Genomic DNA, 22982 nt, shown 5'->3' on the forward strand with positions numbered 1-22982 from the left:
ATATCAGTTGACCACTACAAACCTCCTTCATCAGCTCTTTCGAACTTTACGCCCCCGTCTTTAGTCCAACTAACTCGGTAACTAGAGGTATTTCTAACGAATCTAGCCTCAATTAGAGTGCGGTCTGTAGTGACTCCATCTACAAAAGACTGTACATCAGCTCCAACACTAGGCAAGTCATCTAGTTCTTGGCTCCTTCCAAGAGACAACCTTAGTGACTCAATAAAAGTTGACTTTCCTGTACCGCGCCCGCCGATTATAGAGTTAAACAAAGGGTGTAATTGAAATTTTGGGATGTTAGTCGGATTCATTCCACAATGCTTCATACCGCCGATTTCTAATGATTCGATATAAGATCTTGGAAGGTTGTTTGGATTCTCAGCTTGATTCAGTATACAAAATTGGTGATCTTTCAAGGCAAAGTTGAGAGCTTCAATAGAAGGTGTTCCCATCTTAATCCAACTATAGCTACCACCAATGGCAGCCAGCGTATGAGCATCGGAACCCATAACGGTTGCTAGGTGGCTTGCATCTCTTTTTAACTCTTCATGAATAGAGTCACTCGATAGATAATCTCGATCAACAAATTGCGCTCCGTCAAACAGTGTTAAATGAGCTTTGATGTCTGGGTTCGTATTAGTAACTTCATGCAACAAGCCTTTAGGGGCGTCAATATGCGCAGGTATAGCGACACCATTTGATTCAGAGATTTTCTTTACTACAGTTTCTATCGATTGAGTGGTATAGCACGCCTCAGGATCACCAAAATCACCTTGCAAATCACAACTACCCAAGAATCTAGTCAGATCCTGTGTTGACTTACTTGGGTCAAAAATTGCTAACAGGTGTATTCGTGACGCTCCCAAAGAGATCGTGATTTCTACTCCAGGAAAAATCACAAGTGGACGGAACCACTCTTCAGACTTTATTTGTTCATATGTAGCCTTGAGTCTATCTATCCACCCCCCTGAATTGTGATCTGTAATCGCTATGCAGTCCAGTTCTCGCTCCATTGCCGTTCTAAGCCACAACTCAGGTTCGGGAGATGAGGCCTCACGATAATCTCTGGACTCGGGTGTATGTGTATGAAAATCGAATTTATACCATTTATTCGTAATATTAGCTGCGGGCATGTACTCTAACTCACTATGATGACATATGACTCTTACTGTTATGCAACTATATCATGCATCTAAACATTGCATCATTTATAACTTACTGATTCGCGGGTAGTTCATCTTTTAATCTTCATCTGAATTGATTAATGGGCCACCGCACAACAGCTCAAATAACAGCTAGAACACTCCCAGCTATAGCTGTTGATAAAGCGAGGGTGAACAACTTTATTGATCACTTGTTTAATTTACGAGGCTTTCATCTAATTCAAGCCAACACAATCTCGATAAAACGCACCTTTACAGTCCTGAAACAAACTTGCCTCCTCCTCAGCTGTTAAAACAAAAAGGACAACAAGCTCACTTGCATCGTTATTAACCAGTAAAGACCTTAGCCAAAACGTCTGATCACACTCTAAAGGTGCCAACGCGTCAGCTCTCTCAAAGATGACAAGTGTCTTGCGTCTACATTGTTCCAAAGTAACAACCAGTTCTCGATTCTCTTCTGCTGCGAAAGCAGCTAGCGGGGATTCATAGTCATTAAAGTTCAAGCTAAAGACATCGATGCCTCTAAGCTTCGCTTGGTCTCTACACATATCCAGATAGCCCGCTGGCGTGCGCTGAGTTATTAGTGAGCAGATGGTAAGCTCTAATTCCCATGCCATATTGATAAATCTTTCTGCACTAACCATAACGAGGCTTAACTAACGATCACATATTTCTAAGAGTAGTCGATTTAAAATAGATAGCTAACTCCGAAAATAATGTGCAAATACACTCACAAAAACATTTATTTCGGCGCAAAATTAAAAATAAAATCAAAAAATACGAATAACTCACAAATTATAGATTAAGCCACTGATAAATATATACATTAAAAACCATGTTAATTATTTAGATGATAATATTAAAGTCATTAGAAAATATGTAATTATTTTGAACAATCTCGATTATCATATTGAACATGAAGGGTTTTCTTTTATGCCCCACCTTAGTTTCGATTTATTTAAGTTATAATAAATCCTTTTATAACAACAACTTAAATTAAAAATAAGTTGGACAACCTAGTCATGAACTGCTAATTATATATTAGTCACTAAGGATTAATATTATGAAGATAGTCTCACAACCAAGCATCACAAGACGCGAACTAAATAAATTAAGAAAACACTTAGGTAAAATTAAAAATGGAACCTATGAGCCTTTTATTACAGTTAGAAGATCTAACAGTGTTGGTTTATCGCATATTTTATTCAGCCATAAGACTAATCGTTGTCATCACCTATTTAGTTTGGGCGAGCTCGCGCTATTCCTTCATCTAGAGCATGATCCTGATGTGTTAGACATACAAGAACAGTATCCACTACCGATCAATGAGACACTTTCATGCGCTGAAAAGCTGAACTATCGTCACCCAGGGAAATACAAAGAACGAGATGGCAGAGAAATCCCTGCTGCAACGATGACCACAGATTTTGTTGCCACAATTCACGATGTTACAAGCGGACAACTTTATATTAAGCCATACAATTACAAGCCAAGTTCAGCTTTGAGTACTGAGTTCGAGTCTCCGCAAAAAGTAAAGCGAACCAAGCAGAAGTTCAGGATAGAGCAAATGTATTGGGGTCGTCACAACCATCACCTAATTCAGGTGACAGAAGAAGATTTAAACCCTAATAAAACATACAACCTTCAATGGCTTAGAGAGACATATCACCACGTCAGGAAGAGTCAAATTGACGGTCATCTATGCCAAGGAATGCTAGAAACCCTCAGCAATTGCTTATTAAGCAACCCTGAATTTACTCTCAAGCAATGTCTAAGTTACTCCGCGTCAATCCACGATGTTTCTGAACTTGCCGCTCTAGAGATCTTTCAACACTTGGTCTATTCAAACCAATTAAATGTAGATCTGAACGAACGCATAGAAGTTTTTCGTCCTGTAATCATGATTTCGAAGCACGATGAGAATTAATCAAAAATTAGTCGATGGCAAAAAGGGGCTTGAATATCTCATCGTAGATATGTGCCAAAACCTCGACATGATTGCTGTCACTCAACTCAATATTGAGCGCCCAAAAAGGCCTCATACGCTTTCGCTGAGTGATACGTTGAGTCAAATAGAGCTAGGCAAATGGAAAGTGCTAAAGCATTCCTTTAGCCCTTACCTATACATGTCAGACGAAGAGTTACTGAAAGACAAAAAGCGCAGTAAATGGTTACAACGTAGAGACAAGAGCTTCCACATCATTGCCCCGCTAGTCGATAACGACGAACTACGTTACAACTATCTATTTATCGATAGCAGTTCAATCCTAGATCGTTTGATAAAAAAATCGGGGCGCAGTCGTAGTTATGTAGCAAAGATTTTAAATCGTTATTGGTATTACGGTTCTCATATCAATGCTCTACTCCCTCTATGGAGAAACTGTGGAACGAATCAGTCTTTACCTGAATCACCATCATTTGACCAAGCCCCTGAGTTAGGCAAAAGTGGCCCCAAAACCAGGTATGGAACGCCTTATCGTGGAGTAACTCAACAAGATATTAAAAATATTCGACGATTTGCTAAAACCATTCCAAACGGCGGAAAAGTCAGGTTGAGTGACCTTTACGATCAGTTTACACGCAAGTTCATGTATGCACGGGTTAGACCAATGGTTGAGGGAGCACATGAAATAGCTTTACCCGTTCCAAGAGCCAAGCTCATTTCACGAAACACCTTTAACTACCATTTTAAGCAAAACGTTGATCAACTTGAATTGATTCGGAAGTCTGTCGGTACAGTCAACTACCAAAAAGACCATCGAGGCCGATCAGGTCTTGCTCGACAAGGCGTCCGTGGGCCCACGAGCCGTTACGAAATAGATGCAACAGTTGTTGATCAATACATCCGTTACCCCTATGACAAAACCAATCAGTTAGCGACGGGACGCCCTGTGATCTATCTAGTTGTGGATACGTGGTCTGGCATGTTTGTTGGCACTCATGCTTGTTTTCACGGCCCTGATTGGACAGGGGCATCACAAGCCCTTTTCAACGCGTTTACCAACAAAGTCCAGTTTGCTAATCGCTATGGCGTTGAAATTACTGAAAATGAATGGCCGTGTCACCATGTCTGCTCTCAGTTAGTCATGGATCGAGGCTCCGAGTATACAGACCGTAATATTGAAAGCATGCTCAAAGGGGAAATTGGCTTATCAATCGCCAGCTTCGCTCCGTATCATCGCGGGGATTGTAAAGGGACTGTCGAGAAAGCATTTGATATCTTTCATCAAAATGCTGTTCGATTTGTGCCTGGTCAAGTTATGAAAGTGCCCTGCAAGGAGGAACAACACGCTTCTAGAAAAGCGTCGATGTCCTTCGAAGCGTTCATGGAAAAGCTCATAAGGACAATCATTTATACCAACAATAACCGTCTGAGAAAGAACAACCATAACTTTGAGATGTCTCGAGATGATGTTGGTTTCTCTCCTAGAGACTTATATCTCTATGGGCTAGAAGAAATGATGATCCCGCCAGATCAGATACCTGAGGAGCAACTTCGTTTCGCATTACTACCTGCTGACAAGGCGACTGTGAGAATGGAGGGTGTTTACTTTAAGGGGCTGTATTACAGCTCTAACAAAATCATTCAGAAACAGTGGTTAGACAAAGCTCGTAATTTTGGTCGATACACAGTAGAGGTTCGATACGACCAAAATTCAACGAACTTAATTTGGTGTAAAGACCTTGAATCTAACGAACTAATTACTCTAGAACTCACTGACCGCTCTGAAGCGTATCGTAATCAGATTTGGCAATCGACTCTGCATGAAATCGAATTAACCAAACAAAAACAAAGCCTTCATGAAGAGCATTCATTCGCTAACAAAATTGAGTTCTTAAACAAACTGGATGAAATCGATAAACAAGCAAAAGCTGACGCTAGATTCCTAAAAACATCGTCAGCAAAGTCTATCGAGACTGGCATTAAAAAACGAAAGAATATTGTTTCTTCTATTGAACGCAACAAACAATCTGAACAAATAGCAGCAACGTTAAGTTACGAAGAGATCGATAGTTCGACCGCTAAAAAGAAAACCCAACACTTGGAAATACCTGATTTTTTTGACTTTGATGATGAACAAGATGATAGCTAATTATACACCTCACCCTAACTCTCAGATGGCAAGAAATCCTCTGATTGAAGCGCTTGGAATGCCATTGCTACCTAAACAATTTATACAGGCAACAACATTATCTCCTGACATGTTGATTGATGTGAGTTCACTCCCTACTGAGCATCATGGCTACTACACCAGAACATTCATTGATAACCTATCTGAGTGCTATGTTGTTCAGGATGAAGCCCCTCGCCTTTATGACACAGTATTTCGCATGATTGAGCGAGGCTATATCTACCGCAATCCTTTGGTGTATGGCGATATTAAACAATTGCAATTTGCCAACTCTATTGAAATACCTGAAGGGCAAGAACGCACTCTAAAGCAAACAGCAAATCAGCAGAGCTTTTTGGTTGCGGGTCTATCAGGTCGCGGCAAGTCTGCGATGGTTGAAAGCATCTTGTCAGCCATTCCTCAAATCATTTCTCATCAAGAGTATCAAGGGAAAAGATTCATCTACGAACAGATTGTCTGGCTTAAGGTGGATATCCCAACAGCGAGAGGCCAGCGGGCATTGCTATGGAGGATCCTTGAGTCTATTGATAGTGTAACGGGAGAGAATTATTACGAATCACATCAAAAAAGTTCAGTCACGGCACTAATGATTGCTGTTCGTAAAGCTTTACTCATTCATGGAGTTGGGCTTATTGCTCTAGATGAAGCTCAAAACCTATCAGAGACTCGACAGTACGAAAAAGTCGGTAACAACGAAAATGCCACACTAAAGTTCGTTGAAGAGTTGTTTAACAAAGTTGGTGTACCGCTCCTATTGGTCGGGACATTATCAACACTCAATCTATTTTCCAAAGAGATGACCTCCGCTAGGCGTATTGGAAAAACAGGTTCGCTTATCTTAGAACAATGTGATGTTGAAAGTTCTTTTTGGAAACGCTTCATTAAGCAAATGTGTTCTACACAATTACTTAAGAATCAGACAACTGACATCGATACTCTAACGCGTCATATACACTACCTGTCAGCAGGAATACCTGCCATAGCAAGTAGTTTAATAAAGGCCACGTTGTCTTATCTGACCTATCTAACGCCAAGCAATCAAGATCTAAGCATGGCGGCATTAAACCATGTATTTAAAGAACGGTTCATCCTGGTTTCAGGAGCACTGACGGCTCTAAAACGTGGTCAGTTCCATAAATATGAAGATTGTATTCCTTTGTCTCAACTTCACTCGGTTCAAGAGGATTTTTCTCTCTACGGCGATTCAAATTTTGGCAGTGACCAACTCAAGAAGCAACCCACTAAAAGCTCTCGCTCTGCCGTAAACCTATCTGAAAAAGATCAAGAAATGCTTGAGAACCTTACTCCTGAATCTCTTTTAGCACAGGCTCGCAAGTATGAATAACATCTTAAACTTGCTTCCCCACGAACATCTGAGAAGTTTTCTTCATCGGATTCATATTATGTCTCCATTTGGTACTTTTAGTACTACAGCACGACGTTTAGGGCTCGAAAAATTTAGTTCTTCTCCAGTGACAGTGTTCTCAGATCTCGACTTCTTACTCATGGACACTTTAAATAGTGATAATCGTACTATTTGGAAAAAGCATTTGCACGGTAACGTCATTGAGTCTTTCCTGAACGAACATGAGAAAAGACAGGTTCCGTTGTTCCTGATAGGGAAACAATATGACATTGAATTTATACACTAGCAAACAGTTCACAACCGCACATGGCGTTGCTGCAAAGACTGCATAGAAGAAGATCATGACACGTATGGTGTGGCATATTTCCATCAACCACATCAACTGCAAGGTGTGTTTCACTGTTACAAACACGGTTCAAGACTTATCAACGCCTGCTCGTCATGTGATTACCGCTTGAAGAACATCAGCCGAATGCCAACACCAGCTTTAGCTTGTCCAAAATGTGATTCCAGCATGACATGTCAAGAATTGTATTCTGATGAAACAACGCTGAAGGTTGAACGGCTAATGATTGCATTAAACAATGGAGAACTCGCCCTAGACCTTGAATCCGTGCAACAAAATACGTTGGCACACATGGGATTTACGCTTGAGCAAACTGAAACGTTAGCTTTTAAGAAAGCTTGTGGCGATTGGTACAAAGAGATTTTCATGACTCTAGGGAAAAGCGCTCTAGAGCAGTACTTCTCGAATACGAGGAAAGTAAATGATCACATAATTACTCCTACTATGAGGACTACACGCCTATTTTTATCAACTTCAACAAACAGATTTAGTCCACCACTGATCTACATTCTCATGCTGGTCGCTACAGGACAACTATAGATCTATGTACCTGCACGAAATAGCTGGAGAAGCCTTTTATAGTCTAGTTGCGCGACACCACGCAGCCTCACCAAGACGCTCGCTACGCGAAAAAAACCGAGCTCTCCTTGGGCGTACAGATGTGCGCATTAACCCACAGCTTCCTTGCATGCTCAAACACGTTGCCAAACAGACTTCAATAGACGCGGAAAGGTTGTTGTTTGACGGTACTTGTTTCCCTGTTGTCGGCTCTTGCCTTCAAGATAACAAAAGCAAAGCAAGACTTAGATGGCACATGTTGAGTAATGATGGCAGTCACATCGCTGCTGTATCACGTACCGCTTGTTCTCGGTTACAGTTTAGCAGTGCACTAAAGCTCTGCTCGCGATGCCTAGAGGAAGATGCATTGAAATGGGGGCATGGTATTTGGCGTACCGTACATCAGTATTACGGTATGTTCGTTTGCCCAAAGCATGCATGTTGGCTTCAATATGCACCGACAAATGCCGATGGTCTTAACAAACGCATTGAACTACCACCAACACCTTACGATAGATGTTTCCATGGTTCGGATCTGTGCTTAGAACGAGCGTTGAGGTTGTCGCAATTCATCAGTAGTTGGCATCAATATGAATGCGAACGTCGATTCGATCATATTGTTACGCCCTCTCACTCATCTTGGATGGGTAAGGCTCATTTGTTAACTCCGAAAGGACAGATCAGGCAATCAGAAGCAGTCAATCGTCTACAAAACTTTTGGGCTCCTCTATTTGCTGGTGCAAAGCTACTGCCTTCGAAGCTATACCAGTTTAATTTCTTAAGATTCCTTCTCTTAAATGGCAACTACAACCATTACATACAGCATGCATTGGTTGGTGCTTCCTTTGCGAAGAACGCCAAGTTTTATCTTCAACAAACTGAGCAGGCCTCAAATTATTGCAATCGGGAATCATCTAAACCTCGAGTCTGTCTATCAGAGCTGACCTCAGGAAACTCGCTTCGTTCTGTCGCCAAGGCGACAGGATATTCGGTGGGCTATCTAGCAGCCCTAGCGCAGAGGAATGGGATAGCGGTAAATCATCGATTCAAACGACTAAGTAACTCGCTAGTCGATATGATCATAAAACTCGCATTCCGTGGACTTCATCGACGAGATATCGCGAAATTATGCGGTGTTAGCGTTGGAACCGTGGAACAAAAAATCAACTCGATGTCAGGGTTAGCGGCTTGGAGAAAACGGCTCTGGTTCTGCCAAAAACGAAATCAATATCGTCAAACACTCCAGTCAATCATTTCTCAAAACCCAACATTAACTAGAACAGAGATTAAACATTCGAGCAGTTGCTACATGTGGCTCTTTCGATATGACAAAGATTGGCTAAACCAACACTTACCAAAACGAGAGCCAGCTAAGTTCCATAAATCTATTGATTGGAATCAGGTAGATAAAAAGCTGGCTAAACAAATTAAGCAACACGTAAATAAGGCTAATTCGGTGTCTCACGTCGAAAGACAAGTGAACTCACGACACTCCTTAATCAAAAACAGAAAACGCCTACCCCTTTCGATTAAGCAAGCGGAGCAAATCGTCGAAAAATCTAAAAACTAGGAACAATTACTATGACATTTCTCGGTAAATTCAAACAAATTTTCGAAGCACACGAAGTTAAACCTCACTTGCGTGACATTGCCATGTTTGTGACTCTGAATGATACAAGGCTCTACCCAATTGAGCAGTTTGATGAGAATGGAGACATTCACCCGTACCTCGCGCCACACCTAAACCTCATAAAGGTAATCAAGCGACACAACGCGGTAAGGTGGTTTCTTACCGAAAGAACTTATCAAACTCGGGATTACAAAGTAGGCCCGACCAACAGGGATTTCATTAAGGATAGGTTTAAGTTTGACCTAAAATTAGTAGATCAATTCGAGCAAAATCAGAACTTTGTCACTGCTAGCCCTGAAGCGCTACTCCAAAAAAATGATAATGGGAAGTTATTTAATATTTTTTGTGAATATATGCTCACTATAAATGAGGTTAATTTAGAGAGTAAAGAGTTCACAATTGTTGATTTGTGGGCGTTTTTGATGGATGTAAGTCGCATTTATGCCCAAACAGAAGAGTACAAAGAGAAACGAAGACGCCACAAAGAAGTTATCGCAGAATGTAACAAAGTGGAAGATGATCAAGACGAAGATGACGAAAATCAACCGTATCATTACCACTCTAATGATCATTATGAAAAATCTTATGAGTAGGCTCGCTACTAAACGATAAAGGTTATTACCGCGCTTCTCAGCGACCTAGTTCTAATACCTAAAGAGGACTTACCCGAAGATCTACACAACGCTGTTTGTATCAATGTGAACGGCTGTAGGTACTTCCCGTCCTTTCAGTTCAATGAACATTTTAACCTTATAGATAACCTCAGAAACAGTCTTAGTCTCATTCGAGAGGGCCAAAACGACACTGATATTCTACTTTGGATGTTCTCCGAGAAATCGGTACTGGTGGAGCTAGCAGTTGCTCCACCTTCGTTAGTTTCCAAGTACCTAGATAACTGTGACTTAGAAGGCTACGAGAGATTAGTCTCAGCAGAAGCGCGAAGTCATAAATACGTAACCGCCAAACCCTGTGACTTAATTGATGACCCGTTGTTTGAGGTGTTCGTTGAGGACTGGTTAAAGTCAGAGCAACGAGTTATTAAATCTAGGGAATTTGAGTTGCCTAGAAGCCAGTAAAACAATCGTCAACTTCTTTTGACGCTTCCTCAATAAATCTATCACTGAAGCAATCATGAAAGGTCTCACTATGCTCATTAATAACCTCTTCAACATTTTTAATTATCGCGACAACCCGACTTACATCTTTTTCGTCTTCGAGGTTTTGAAGCTCGATAATCTGCTTGTCAATGGATTCAAGCATAACATCAGTACGTATTAATTCCTCGCCATATGGCTGGTCGTCTAAAGGAACGTAACGCTCATGCTTATTAAGTACACGTTCATTAATTTCATGGGCATGGTTGACCGTTGTTTCAACTTTATCCCTTAAACTTTCTGCTTGTTCTGTTAGATCTTCAATAGTTGATTCAATCTCTAAAACAATATCATTTACAGTCATAAGACCATCCTTCTAAATAAAAGAAAAACTAACTGTAAGTTGGGCTTCAACTTACCCGTCGTTAGCAAAAAATGCGATCAATTTCGCGGACAAGTACATAGTAGGCTAATTACTTGATTTTATTTTGGTAAAATCGAGAGTAGATGAAGGAAAAATGGACTAAATCTATGGCAACAGTTATTCGCAAAGAAACGCTACTGGATCGTTATGAGTTTTTGGAAAGGGTTGCAATCAGCTGCATGGGGAAAAAATACATCACGAACCAACAAGTAATGCTTCCGAGTAAAGCTAAGAGCATCGCTAACCGTGTCAATGCTTACGCTAAGATGGAAAGTCTCCTAATTAATTATCTAGTAATTGATTCCGATGACAAAAAGTTACTCCAATCCCTCCTGAAAGAAAACGAAGCCATTTTGCGCTATCTTCATGCCCAAGACTTCTACTTCGACAGTAACAAAAAAACCAATCAGACTTATTTGGCTCACATAACCATTCCGTTATTCGTCCTAAGGCTCACACTTCTGCTAGACCACAGCAATAGTTTTATTAAGCAGCTATTTATGATGCTGCAAGCTTCTATTTATGATTATCCTAGTCAACTAAAACAACACGTGAAAAGCACTATTGCCGAACAAGCGACCGAACTTGGATTAAAGTCAAAGCCAACAGAATGGGTTAATAAAATAAGGCTTAACTCCTATCCAACAATGAGCACATATACAAACGACTTATCAAACTGGACAGAAAGTCAAACAGCTAGCAAAAACAAAATAGATAAATTAATCCGTTGTACCAATGAAGTTTATCGAGCAGGATTACTCGTAAAAGCACTTCGCGACATAACTGGAGATTATCCATCCTATCAATGTGTCACGGAGCAAAAAACTAAACTACTCAGTTCTGGAGGAGAGAACAGCATATATCGAACTATCATGCGTACCGAGCTTAATCATGTCGACGCTGGAGATTTCCTATCAACAAACAAAAGAAAATATGATAGTCCAACAGCTCATAAAATGCTTTTTACACACAACAATGGCTTATTCGCTCCATACTGCTTCCAACAGCAGTTGAAGAATCAACTAAATACAAGCAAACGAATAATACGGTTGGAAAGCATTTTTTTACTGTGTGGTACGACAAAAGAGAAGAATGAAGCATACTTCAATAGTTTAGATATTAAGGAGTACATGATAAGAGCACTTTTTTCAGCTGCTCTGACCTTTACTAATCAGGTGTTAACGGAAATTTATGATAAATATGAGGGCAAATTCACTGAGGTTCTATCCCAAATCAAACAAGAGATTACTACAGAGAGTATAGAAGACAGCACGGAGAGAGCTATCATTAACATCTTGTCACTGATCGTCGAAGAACTTCACAAAGGCTGGGACGCAGGTGATGCTTGTAGAGAATTGGCTGTCTTTCTTTATTGTTTCAGGATTAATGAACAGAGTACTCAGCCTAACACTGGAGAGTTACCAGAAAGAGTTTTTTGGGATACAAACGAAAAAGAGTATGATGAAAAAATCAAGTTTATTCATTGTATTGCTGATTATAACACTTTCATTATCAACTATATTCATCATGACTTGAAAGCAGATTTCCTATGTAACCCTTTCAAAAGATTAGAAGACTGCCTAAAGGCCCATTTTGAGTCCAACCAACAAGATTTCAAAAAATCAGTAAATGCTGCATTTAAGAAAAAAAGGGCTGTCATTGTTAATACACTTAACAAAACGCCTTACGATGCATTAAAAGACATCCAAAAGGATGTCACATCGATGAAATTAGCCCCCTACTTAAACCAATTACTACCAAACATAATGCATTACATTTTGCTCTCCGACGAAAAGAAAGAAGCGATATTAGAATTATTGAAGGTATAGCGATCGCTATTAGAGAATTGCTCTATTTTCGATTAGCCATCATATTGATTTAATCAGACTAAATTATTATGGCACCTTATAGCTGAGAGGAACGACAGTGCTAGAGTATGCGTTACATAGAGATTCAAATACCTTAAGGCATGTTGATTCGGTCGAGAATGGCTTAAAGTGCAATTGCGTATGCTCTGGTTGTGGAGATCGCTTAGTAGCTAAAAACAATGGAACTAGTGGTACAAGACATCATTTTGCACATGATTCGAAAGACGAAAACAGTAACTGCTTAATGACCCAACTCCACATAGTCGCACAGCACTTTTTTCTTGAGTCGCAGCCCCTTTATCTTCCGCCTGCATCCTTTGAATACAAAGGACAAACACTGAGCCAATGCGAAGTATCAACAAATGTTCGTGGTGGAAACCTAGAAGTACGCTTAGACCGCTATATCGCAGATGTACTTCTCGAAACCGAACTCGGTGACATAGTGATCGAAGTATTCGTCACACATGAAAATGAAGCTGAAAAAACAACCTACTATCGACAGAATAAAACCCCTTCAATAGAGTTTGATTTAAGTGCCTACCTTAATCGCAACATTAATGAAGCACTCTCTGATCTAAAAGCGAAGAAAGTGCCTTACAAATGGCTTTACGAATGGTGCCGAGAACAACTCATTGATAAGCACGAACAGTTTCTGGAGCGTGAAGCAGAGCGTATCAAGAAAAAACGTCTTCGTAGTGCAAAAGACTCGGTTAGAAAATTTATTAAATGTAACTACATTTTGTTACCTAGCTTAACTCAAGAGTTTAAATGCCAGATTGACAGGCACATATATAGTGAAGAGGTCACTATTTATTCTCGCTCTGAACAGCATGTAGACAACGTTAGCCAGGTAAAGCAGACGGAGGAATACCTTCTGCTTCAGGCGATACGAGGTGACAACCACATCTGGATTGCGTTTCTATTAAAAGATTGTTTACCTGCCGATGTCGCTGACCTTAATGGAAGCATTGTTATCCGCACTCCAGCAACATCTGAGAATAATCGGGCTACCTGGAAATGGTTGAAGTACCCAAAATTAATGCCGAAAATTGAAAGGTCTCAACAAAACTTTTTAAAGGAATCGAACAATAAGGCTAAGAAGGCTAGAACAACAAAAGACGCCGTAAGACAAGCTAAAACCAACTCTGAACTTTATCTACTTTCAAAAGATAACTTATTCAAAAGAGACTACTCCAGATGGTCGAAGTGGATGACACTGAATCAGTTATTTCTACCTAGCCCTGCTAGGAAACATCCAAAGTTACCTCATGCTCTTAACTATATACGAAGTTATCCGTGCCTCTGGGCGTTTGACGCTTGGCACATTCTAACCTTGAGCCTACTAGCTGAAATAGTCGATAGGAAGCCCAAAGACGCCAAAATTTTCTATGAGAATCTGTTCAATGAGTTAGTGGCACTTACAGGATTGCACAAGGAGTTTTATGACATTGAGCGGCGCATTGCTCCACATGCTGTTGATGCTGATTCTAAGTCACTTGTGATTCGCTCTGGGATAATCGAAGAAGCTCTTAGACCCTATGCCAATGTCGGTGTTATCTATCGCTTAGAAGGTGGATTTAAGCGCATAGGATCACTAATGGAAGCTATTGATTTGGACTCTTACATATATGTGAGTCGCTAGCCAGAACGCTTAGAGTCGAAACCATGATAATCAGGGAAACTTTTGCAAATAAGCCGCAAAGCGCTGATGTCACGTTTCTCTGCGAGTTGAAGCTCCTGAAGAGTCTTATAAAACCAATAAAATTCATACGATACGAAGAGGCTAAGACGATACTGATATTCTAACTTGAGCGACCTCAGAAAGTCGGTTCTAGTGGAAGCCGTTGATCCACCAGCATAAGTATCTGATGTCTAAGTAGTTAGATAACAATGACTTCGAAGATTATGACAAACTTACTCGACATCATCACAAAAACAAATACTTATTCATCTAATCGCACTAAACAGGGTAACATATACAAAGTCGTCACTTAAACCAACGTACATGTATGCTACTCCACAAGAAATATAACAAGATCTTACCAACGGGAGACTTCATATCTGATGAAGTTATCCTGTTAAGTGCCTGGAAAAAGTCTCACCAACATATCAGAGGGGTCAACTGGTATGTTGACTGTTTAGACTTAGACAAGTCTGCTCTCGAGCTTGATTTAAGGGTTTCCTCTCTATCTGTAGCCCTTAAGAAAAACGACCTTGAGTTATCTCCTCTAAAGCTAATACCAGCACCTAAGTCTCATCCATGGACATTTATAAAATCAGATGATGGGTCTGCCCTCACTTGGGTTCCAGAATGCAAAGATAAGGATGAAGATGATTCTGATAACCCTCGATTGCCAATGAGACCTTTGGCCCATGTATCGATAGACGATCAGACCGTTTTTACTGCATTGATGATGCTGCTAGCTAACCATGTTGAAACTGAACAAGGTGACACCTCTACTCTGTTCTCTGATGTACACGATAAGAGCTTAATAAACTATGGTAACAGGCTTCACTGTAAGTATGTTGATAACAATGCATCATACTCTTGGGGTAACAGTAATACATATAGTAAGTTTTTTACCGACTACCAGCGCTTTCTAGAGCGACCTATCTACTTTGGTCGTGAAGCTAAACGAGTTAAGACAAGCAAAGAAGAAATCTATGAAATTCATTTAGACTTTTCTAAGTTTTACGACTCTGTTGATCGGACGATACTAGCAGAAAAAATTGAGGGTCTGGTCAAAGAAATAACTGGTAAAGAAGCTGATGAATCTATTAGCCACGTTCTAGATCAGTTTGAAGATTGGGAATGGACAGAAGAATCTCAAGACCTATATACAGAAGTGTGTAAAAACGAACACATACAGACCCTAGAAGATAATAAAGGCATACCTCAAGGGCTCGTTGCGGGTGGTTTTTTAGCAAACATTTACATGCTTGATTTCGACAAGGACATTGCTGAGCTGATAGGCCAATATCTAGATGAAAACGAAAATATACTACTAGTAGATGCTTGTCGCTATGTGGACGACCTAAGACTGATCATCAAAGCAGACAAAAACGAAGTATCTGAGAGTGAAATCCGTGAAGTAATAGCTGCTTATTTCAAACCATATCAAGATAATTTAGGTCTCATCCTTCAACCTCAAAAAACCAAAGTTAAAAAATTCAGTTCTAAAGAAGGCGCAATCTCATCTAAGCTTGCACACATACAGAATAAGCTAAGTGGCCCAATGCCACTACATGAACTAGATGAACAACTTGGGCACCTTGAAGGGCTAATTGAGCTAACAGATAACCTTGAGGTTGAAGACTGGGATAGTAACGAATTCGAAGGCGATAGTATAAGTGAATTAGCTTTTATTGACAGAACTTTCAATGATGTACGTAAAGATACTCTCCTACGTTTTACAGCCAACAAAATCCACTCACTTCTTCGTCAAAAGCGAAGCATGATCGCACAAGAAGTTACCCCTTCTGGAGCCCCTATTCCAGGGGCATGGGATTATCTGCAAGAGAGAATGGCTCGAAAACTAATATCAAAGTGGACTAAAGATCCTTCACTTTTGCTACTTCTAAAAAAAGGACTGGAACTATTTCCTCATGCTCGAATACTGCGCCCAATCTTACAAAGCCTCGAGAGTATCCGAGACCATGATGACCTCGCGCTTACCACTTTCGCTGAGTATTGCTTAAGTGAAGTACTTCGTCACTCTGCTACCGCAATACATACAAAAGATCGGTGGGCGTTTCCTGCACACTCCGATCCAGAAAGCTACTTTGAATGCCTAGAGGATTACGCATGCAGTAAATTTGAAGTGCTCGATTCCTTTGAGGAGGCATTTAAAGAACAGGTTTTGTTCTTTAGTCTTGTTCGTAATGACTCACCTCTTAAAGAGGTTATTAATATTGAACCATTTGATCTGATTACTCAGCTACTAAATGGTTTCCGCAACGTAAATCTAAAGCAAAAACCTACCGAGTTCACTACAGCGGTTTTACTAGCTAACCAACTAGCACTGGACAAAAGAAAAGTCTTGCGTTCTATATCGAGCTCATTGGAATCGATCTACAGTCGGCGTGCTCGCCCCAACGCCTCCTCCTTTGCCTCACAAAGAGCCAGACAGCTAAATAGGGGAGATCTAAGCGATATATGTGAAAGACTCATGCTAAATAGCCCTGAGCTATTCGAACAATTATACTTAAAAGCGAAATCAACTGACTTAAAATGGCCTAAGAAAGCCCACTCTTTTGCCAACTATCTTGGTCTAAATGATTATGCCAAAATCAAAGGAAGTCTATCGTCCTACAACAGTAAATCAGTATCCCTTCTTTCGGTTATTAGAGCCGACAACAGCCCATTTAAGCATGAGAATGGCATACTTAAGCTCGTTCAATCGTTATTATCCAAAATAGATAAAAACAGCTTCGATACACCTATAGATATTGCGAACACAAAAGTTCGATGTAGTGACTGGGATGACTTGCTGAGCCTAAAATCATCATGTGAGCTCAAAGTCGAGTTAGAATTTTATGATGACGAGAGCGAACTATTTCATACTCCCCCTAAGTGGCTAACAGAAGAGCACAAACCGCTCTATTACATGGGGATGTTCATTCGAAGTTGTCTACTGGGCTCTGTCGACTGGAGTAGTGGCAGCAGCCTCCAGTCTGAAAAACCTGCATATCGGGGTATAAAGTCCAATATGCTGAAAAGACAGATCGGAATGATGCATTCACCTGAAGCATTTGGGGATAGCAAATCGCCGATGAGTGATTGGCTATCTACATTGTTGTTTAAGCTACTACAATGGCCTGGGGTTGAAAGCAACAATAGCCTGTATTCATGGCCGAAAGTTTGGACTCTAGATAAACTCGAAAAGTGTATAAACAATCGAACTGGTGACCAAGCTCAGTCATACTGTAGACTCTCCAATATGCCAACCTATACAGAGAAAGTTAGGTTAGGATGGCCAAAAGACAAAAAGCATCTAAATGCTGTCATGGTTCAATCACTTCTGCCTTTGACAAAAGACTTTGATTTAGCTGGCTTAAAGTTAGATACACCAACATACAGAGCTAAGCATAGAAGGCACGTGGCTTCAGTTTCAGAACTAGTCTTACACAACATCGCTAGCGTCGATAGTGTGAATGAGACTCCAAACCTCAAAGGAAAAGTCGACCTTATCATTTGGCCTGAACTTTCTGTCTCACCCGATGACCTAGATATTTTAGAAAGGCTTTCGGATAAAACGGGAGCCATTGTTTTTGCAGGAATTGGCTTTAGCCATATTCAGAATGAGCGTGACCTCAACAACTCTGCTATGTGGATCATCCCAAATAAAGGAACGAATGGCAGGAGGTTTATCAAGCGCCTTCAGGGAAAGAAAAACATGACTGTTGGTGAAGTAAACCAAATTATGCCTTGGAGACCATATCAATTAATCGTAGAAATGATTCATCCTGCTTTTGAAGAGAAAGAGGGCTTCAAGTTGACTGGCTCTATATGTTATGACGCCACAGATATAAAGCTAAGTGCAGACCTTAAAGATAAATCACACGCGTATATTATTTCAGCGATGAACAAAGACATTTCGACCTTTGACAGCATGGTTGATGCGCTCTTTTATCATATGTATCAGTATGTTGTACTAGTTAACAGTGGTCAGTTTGGTGGGTCAGTAGCCAAAGCTCCTTATAAAGAGCGATTCAATAAGCTCATTACGCACACACATGGTTCCCATCAAGTATCGATATCTACATTTGAGATGAATATGTTCGACTTTAGAGATTGCGGTCAATCTCTTAGAACCAACAAGAAAACAAAGACACCACCAGCAGGAAACATAAAATGATTTGCCTCGACACTAATACTGCTCAGTTATTGACCTTTGAATTTTGGAATGAACGAGCTGATATCATAATGGCAGTTGTTGCTATCCTCGCGTTAATGCTCACGCTACAACAGCTACGGTCAGGTAGGTTGGAATCTCGAAGAGCAACGGCTTATGCCACTTACCAAGAGTATTTAAAAAACTGTGCAGATAATCCAAAATTTGCTTATGGGAATAGAAACGACATTGTTTCGAATGGAGTCACTCACGAAAAGTACCCATGGTTTGTTTCGCAAATGCTCTTTACATTTGAACAGGTTCTAGAAACGTCAAAATCTGATAAACAATGGAAAACAGCGATACAGTCGCAACTAGAAAAGCATGCATGGTACTTAGAGAGGTCAAATACCATAAAACGAAATGAGTGGAGTAACGATTTAATGACTCTAATTCGCAATGCATTAGTCTGTAAGAAAACTAAGAACAATACAGACAGGCGATGAAAAAAGTCCGTACCCCAAAAATCAAGTAAATGGATGTCAGTTTTTATGTCGATTGTGAAAATTATTGGCCTTAATACATGAGTTATAGTCGAGCTTCATCCTAAGGAATTAAGTAAAATGGAAGATAAATCCATATCAGAAGCACAATATGAAGCTCAGGTGAGAGGAGCCATAACGCATGCGTTTCCATGGCTCCCTTCCGAAGGTGTAACCCACCAAGATTGCTTTAGTTTCAAATTTGGTCATTCAAACATTACTGTAAATGGCAAGCACCAAAAGAATGCTAGAGCGCGTTTGGATATTCTCATTAGATACAAAAATACTCCTTTAGCCATCTTTGAACTAAAGAGACCCAATGTGAAAATAACCAATGATGATATCGAACAAGGGTTGTCTTATGCCCGTGTACACCACCCTCGGCCCCCCCTTGTGGTAGTGAGTAATTCAAAAGACGTCCGCATTCTCGAAACAGAAACAGGAAAACCTTGGTGTCCAACCGAAAAATCAGAAACTGCTGTTTTTTCACTTTTAAAGCAAGGCTCAAAGCTAGCAAAAGATGACCTAAAGAATGCGGTCAGTACGCTCCTAGGTACATCACCCCAAGTATGGTCACAAGTTGTAAAGCAAATAACTCGTCAAAATATAGATGAGCTTTCTGGCGATTTGGAAGACGCGTTGAGGCCGTTTGTAAACCAGCTCCTAATCCCACGAGAGCTAACTTCAGAAGCGCTGAATAAGCTAGACAATGGAGAGCGCTTAACAATAATTGAGGGTGAGCCATTATCGGGAAAAAGTAACGTACTAAGAGAGATTGTAGAGGTTGGCACTAAACGGCTAAACTATGGTTTTTTGTACATAAACGCAGATACAGACATCAGCCTTTTCAGTACACTTTCTGACGCTCTTACAAACTCCTTAGATTGGTACATTTCTCCTGATGATGCCCGCAATTGGATAATGAAATTGTCTAAAGCGACTGATAAAAAGCTCGTTTTAGTAATCGATAGCGTCAGTGTTGGTTCAGATACCATTCGCAAAGAAATTGAAACCTTAACGAGTGGGCAATATGGAAAAGGTCTACATATCATCATAGCGATGGATGATACTGTAGCCGACCTTCTATGCCATTCGCGTAATAGAAGAGCAGTTTCTGCAATAGGAAATAGAGCAAATAGGCTCAAACTAGCTCCCTTAAATGATATAGAATTCACCACCGCGAAATCTTACTTTAGTAACAAGAGGCTAATGTTTTCGAAAGGTTGCGAACTCAATGATGAACTACGGCAACCATGGATCCTTAAAACAATTGCCGCCAACATCATGACCTCAGAAAAGTACAAACAAGAAAACTTCGCAGCAGCAATATTACCTGTAGTGGGCCTAGAGCTTTTACATTTTTCTAGAAATCTATTCGACACATCACAGACACCATTTTGTCTATATAGAGAGCTAGCAAAGGGGATACTAGAAGATCTGCAAGACACACACAGAGCATACCAATTGAAGTTAGAACTATTAAACACGTTCATTATTCGAAGAGAAACAGCCCTAGAATACCTATCGCCACAAGATATCGCCGAAATGTCATCGGGAGGATTGATACGAGAAATGAAATCTGAATCAGGGGATAACTCATATGTCATCCGCTTGCCTGAGCTAATGGCTAGTGAGCTTTCAATACTAATATCCTCACATCTGACTAATTATAAAGCAAATTATAACGACGCGATCAAGTGGTTAGTGGATCTATCTTCTAGTCTCCCTTTAGGTAATATTATCGCTGCTGAAGCCATCCGTGACCTAGGCAAAAGAGGGAATCTTAGCCTGGAGCTTGTTAAGGAATTACTCAAGTTGTCGCCTTCAAAGCAACCTATCCCCTCAGGAAGTAAGTTAGCGACATATGTAAAAGGCTTAGGAGTAGTCGATATCAACATCATCGATGAAAAACGTCTATCAATTGAGAAAGACGGCCGCCAAGAGATAATTAATGTAGATCCAGATGATATTCCTACTGTATACGATAACATTTCACCTTATATGATTCTTTCATACCTTTCTGGTCAAAGGATTGTTATCGAAAATGAGAAAAAAACTAGTAATCAACGTATTGATCCAATGCTCTTATTAGAAGTGGCCTCAGCTCCAGCGCCCCTAAATAAGATTAGCATTACGCTCAATAGAAATTCATTTAATTACCATGACTTAGACGACGAAACCTTCGTTCCATGTCCTACAAATGGCGTAGTGGAGCCTATTACATGTTCGCTAATGTCATTTTTCGTTAACGAAGATCGAGATTTAGTTAATGGGTTCATTGAAAAGTCGATTGCACTCAAAAATGCAACTCTTCTGTCGCGAGTATACACTGCTCTAACTGAAAGTTTAGATTCGGCAGATGATGAGTACTCAACTTGGACTAAAAATATTCTAGCACAAAGTGTTAAGCCCGCTTTTTCTGCCTGCTATGGTAGAACTGTAGTGGAATAGTAAATTTAGCCACCTTAGCTAGTGGTTTGCAAAGCCCTAGATGCTAATTTAGTAGTATCACTAACACAGGCTTGTCCGTGCGACATGTCAGCTCTGCCTTAGCTTCTACTTTCAGGTGTTTTCGTGTCAATGATGGTCTACAAGCGGGACTTCAGCTACAATAGGCTTAGGTAAGAGAAGGATTAGTCGAATTGAAAAAGCCCTTCCACCCGCTCTATAGCCGAATTAATGTAGGTACTTCGGGAGAAGTTTAAAGTTAGAGCGACTGCGAAAAGCGTATATACAAAAAGGTAATTCGGTGAAAACACGCCCTCACTTGTGGGGGCGTTTTTTGTTTACAGATTTTGATCTCTAATCTAAGGAAGTTAGTTGATTCAAGTTTGTCTACTTTTCTCAGCATGATGTTCTTTGTTAACAGCCACTTGACCAACATTTTTGAATATAGTCGCGTTAAAAGTTCGGTTACCAGTTTAATTTCACTCCATAGCTAAACATCTTGAATCAGATCCAGTAGAACATAATCCTTATCTAAAATTGAATACGTTGCTCTAGAAGTTTACAAATAACCACTGTTCGATTCAGGTCGCAATCAATTGTGCACAGAATCAGCATAATGTAGTTTTTACGAACATAATTCCTATTAAAAGGCAGCCTTCGAAGGTGACTAGGTGGGCCGAAATCTAACTAGTGCTCTGCTCCAGTAAGGCTAGTCAATCATCTTAGCGACAGCTAGTCTCTGGTCTACAGGGGCTTACTACTGATTCAGCATCCAAAACTCTTTTCTTATGATCATTTCATGACCACTTAATGAACCGAACTAGCAAAAACACCAGATTAATAGGCTAACTTGTGAAAAACATCAGATTAAATGCAGCCAAAGGGAAAAGTATCAGATTAAGAAGCTAATTTGCGAAAAACATCAGAGTAAATGCAGCCAAAGGGAAAAGTATCAGATTAAGAAGCTAGTTTGCGAAAAACATCAGAATAAGAGGTTTGAAAGAGAGTGCCACAAAAAATGAAGCTCTAGCAGGCCATTTCTCAATGATGTTCTCCTTAACTATATCAAACAGTGGCGGTTCGCTGTATGGAAGCTAAAACAGACTAATCACTACTACCCTCCTAGTTTCCATTTTGGTTATCGCTACAAAGTTCAACCAGACTTCCAAATTACCAAAAGTTTCCAACTTGGTTATCCTTAACGTGATTTCCAAACGATTGATACAGAAAGGTAGCAAGTTTCCATCTTAGTTATCTGTGATCAAGCGTGTCACATCACAATAAAGTTTGTGACTAGATTAATTAAGTCTGTGACCGCAATTAAGTTTGTGACGTAAACCATATAGAAAAGCGAACCGAATGGTTCGCTTTTTTCGTCGTTGTATCGGTCTCTTTGGCCACCGCGTTCAATTATGGACTAAAAGTACAAAAGGCTTGTACATCCGTTAGCTTGTCTCATGAGTCTTAGGTAAACGCCCCATGAACCTACAGGGCGATATTACTAATGTTTGAAGTTCCAAGGCAGGAGTGCATCGATATCGGGCTCTGCTTTTGCTAGCTCTTTCATGCACTTGAC

At 40.3% G+C, this 22982-nt stretch carries 13 protein-coding genes; 10 read left to right on the forward strand and 3 right to left on the reverse strand.

What is annotated here, in order from left to right:
• Positions 1-14: 14 nt before the first annotated feature.
• Together AB4138_RS16450 and AB4138_RS16455 are read right to left on the reverse strand one after the other, a co-directional pair.
• Positions 15-1013 (reverse strand): hypothetical protein, encoded by a 999-nt coding sequence (locus AB4138_RS16450; protein ID WP_372306852.1) that lies wholly within the window; start codon positions 1011-1013, stop codon positions 15-17.
• Positions 1014-1378: 365 nt separating this feature from the next.
• On the reverse strand, positions 1379-1780 hold the full coding sequence (locus tag AB4138_RS16455; protein WP_102550640.1) for a hypothetical protein: 402 nt from the start codon (positions 1778-1780) through the stop codon (positions 1379-1381).
• 446 nt (positions 1781-2226) lie between these two features.
• Between AB4138_RS16455 and AB4138_RS16460 the strand changes: the two genes are divergently transcribed.
• The 6 genes from AB4138_RS16460 (at position 2227) to AB4138_RS16485 (ending at position 9789) form a co-directional block, all read left to right on the forward strand.
• Positions 2227-3090, forward strand: coding sequence for a TnsA endonuclease N-terminal domain-containing protein (locus tag AB4138_RS16460; protein ID WP_108155956.1), 864 nt, complete (start codon positions 2227-2229; stop codon positions 3088-3090).
• Positions 3080-5257, forward strand: coding sequence for a Mu transposase C-terminal domain-containing protein (locus AB4138_RS16465; protein ID WP_372306855.1), 2178 nt, complete (start codon positions 3080-3082; stop codon positions 5255-5257). The genes AB4138_RS16460 and AB4138_RS16465 overlap by 11 nt, the downstream gene beginning before the upstream one ends.
• Positions 5235-6641, forward strand: a complete 1407-nt coding sequence (locus tag AB4138_RS16470; protein WP_108155954.1) for an ATP-binding protein — start codon at positions 5235-5237, stop codon at positions 6639-6641. Before AB4138_RS16465 ends, AB4138_RS16470 begins: the two co-directional genes overlap by 23 nt.
• A 493-nt stretch (positions 6642-7134) precedes the next feature.
• Positions 7135-7548 (forward strand): hypothetical protein, encoded by a 414-nt coding sequence (locus tag AB4138_RS16475; protein ID WP_372306858.1) that lies wholly within the window; start codon positions 7135-7137, stop codon positions 7546-7548.
• Between the two features lie 4 nt (positions 7549-7552).
• On the forward strand, positions 7553-9136 hold the full coding sequence (locus AB4138_RS16480; RefSeq protein WP_108155953.1) for a TnsD family Tn7-like transposition protein: 1584 nt from the start codon (positions 7553-7555) through the stop codon (positions 9134-9136).
• An 11-nt stretch (positions 9137-9147) separates the two neighbouring features.
• Positions 9148-9789 carry a hypothetical protein gene (locus tag AB4138_RS16485; RefSeq protein ID WP_108155952.1) on the forward strand — a complete coding sequence of 214 codons (642 nt, stop codon included), beginning with the start codon at positions 9148-9150 and terminating at the stop codon, positions 9787-9789.
• A 469-nt stretch (positions 9790-10258) separates the two neighbouring features.
• On the opposite strand, the gene AB4138_RS16490 is transcribed toward AB4138_RS16485, so the two are convergent.
• Positions 10259-10654, reverse strand: coding sequence for a hypothetical protein (locus AB4138_RS16490; RefSeq protein WP_108155951.1), 396 nt, complete (start codon positions 10652-10654; stop codon positions 10259-10261).
• Between the two features lie 167 nt (positions 10655-10821).
• Between AB4138_RS16490 and AB4138_RS16495 the strand changes: the two genes are divergently transcribed.
• The 4 genes from AB4138_RS16495 (at position 10822) to AB4138_RS16510 (ending at position 21409) form a co-directional block, all read left to right on the forward strand.
• The gene (locus AB4138_RS16495) at positions 10822-12543 is read left to right on the forward strand and encodes a hypothetical protein (protein WP_146161094.1); all 1722 of its coding nucleotides are present in this window, start codon (positions 10822-10824) and stop codon (positions 12541-12543) included.
• Positions 12544-12826: 283 nt separating this feature from the next.
• Positions 12827-14224 carry a hypothetical protein gene (locus tag AB4138_RS16500; RefSeq protein WP_108155949.1) on the forward strand — a complete coding sequence of 466 codons (1398 nt, stop codon included), beginning with the start codon at positions 12827-12829 and terminating at the stop codon, positions 14222-14224.
• A gap of 367 nt (positions 14225-14591) precedes the next feature.
• Entirely contained in the window at positions 14592-18440 is a 3849-nt protein-coding gene (locus AB4138_RS16505) for an RNA-directed DNA polymerase (protein ID WP_108155948.1), read from the forward strand.
• A gap of 599 nt (positions 18441-19039) precedes the next feature.
• Positions 19040-21409 carry a type I restriction enzyme HsdR N-terminal domain-containing protein gene (locus AB4138_RS16510; protein ID WP_108155946.1) on the forward strand — a complete coding sequence of 790 codons (2370 nt, stop codon included), beginning with the start codon at positions 19040-19042 and terminating at the stop codon, positions 21407-21409.
• Positions 21410-22982: the final 1573 nt, after the last annotated feature.

Source organism: Vibrio sp. 10N.286.52.C3 (assembly GCF_041468865.1).
GTDB lineage: Bacteria > Pseudomonadota > Gammaproteobacteria > Enterobacterales > Vibrionaceae > Vibrio > Vibrio crassostreae_C.

Coding starts and splice junctions, on each gene's coding strand:
- AB4138_RS16450 (WP_372306852.1), bottom strand. CDS start 1,013: ATGGAGCGAGAACTGGACTGCATAGCGATTACAGATCACAATTCAGGG.
- AB4138_RS16455 (WP_102550640.1), bottom strand. CDS start 1,780: ATGGCATGGGAATTAGAGCTTACCATCTGCTCACTAATAACTCAGCGC.
- AB4138_RS16460 (WP_108155956.1), top strand. CDS start 2,227: ATGAAGATAGTCTCACAACCAAGCATCACAAGACGCGAACTAAATAAA.
- AB4138_RS16465 (WP_372306855.1), top strand. CDS start 3,080: ATGAGAATTAATCAAAAATTAGTCGATGGCAAAAAGGGGCTTGAATAT.
- AB4138_RS16470 (WP_108155954.1), top strand. CDS start 5,235: ATGATGAACAAGATGATAGCTAATTATACACCTCACCCTAACTCTCAG.
- AB4138_RS16475 (WP_372306858.1), top strand. CDS start 7,135: ATGCCAACACCAGCTTTAGCTTGTCCAAAATGTGATTCCAGCATGACA.
- AB4138_RS16480 (WP_108155953.1), top strand. CDS start 7,553: ATGTACCTGCACGAAATAGCTGGAGAAGCCTTTTATAGTCTAGTTGCG.
- AB4138_RS16485 (WP_108155952.1), top strand. CDS start 9,148: ATGACATTTCTCGGTAAATTCAAACAAATTTTCGAAGCACACGAAGTT.
- AB4138_RS16490 (WP_108155951.1), bottom strand. CDS start 10,654: ATGACTGTAAATGATATTGTTTTAGAGATTGAATCAACTATTGAAGAT.
- AB4138_RS16495 (WP_146161094.1), top strand. CDS start 10,822: ATGGCAACAGTTATTCGCAAAGAAACGCTACTGGATCGTTATGAGTTT.
- AB4138_RS16500 (WP_108155949.1), top strand. CDS start 12,827: ATGACCCAACTCCACATAGTCGCACAGCACTTTTTTCTTGAGTCGCAG.
- AB4138_RS16505 (WP_108155948.1), top strand. CDS start 14,592: ATGCTACTCCACAAGAAATATAACAAGATCTTACCAACGGGAGACTTC.
- AB4138_RS16510 (WP_108155946.1), top strand. CDS start 19,040: ATGGAAGATAAATCCATATCAGAAGCACAATATGAAGCTCAGGTGAGA.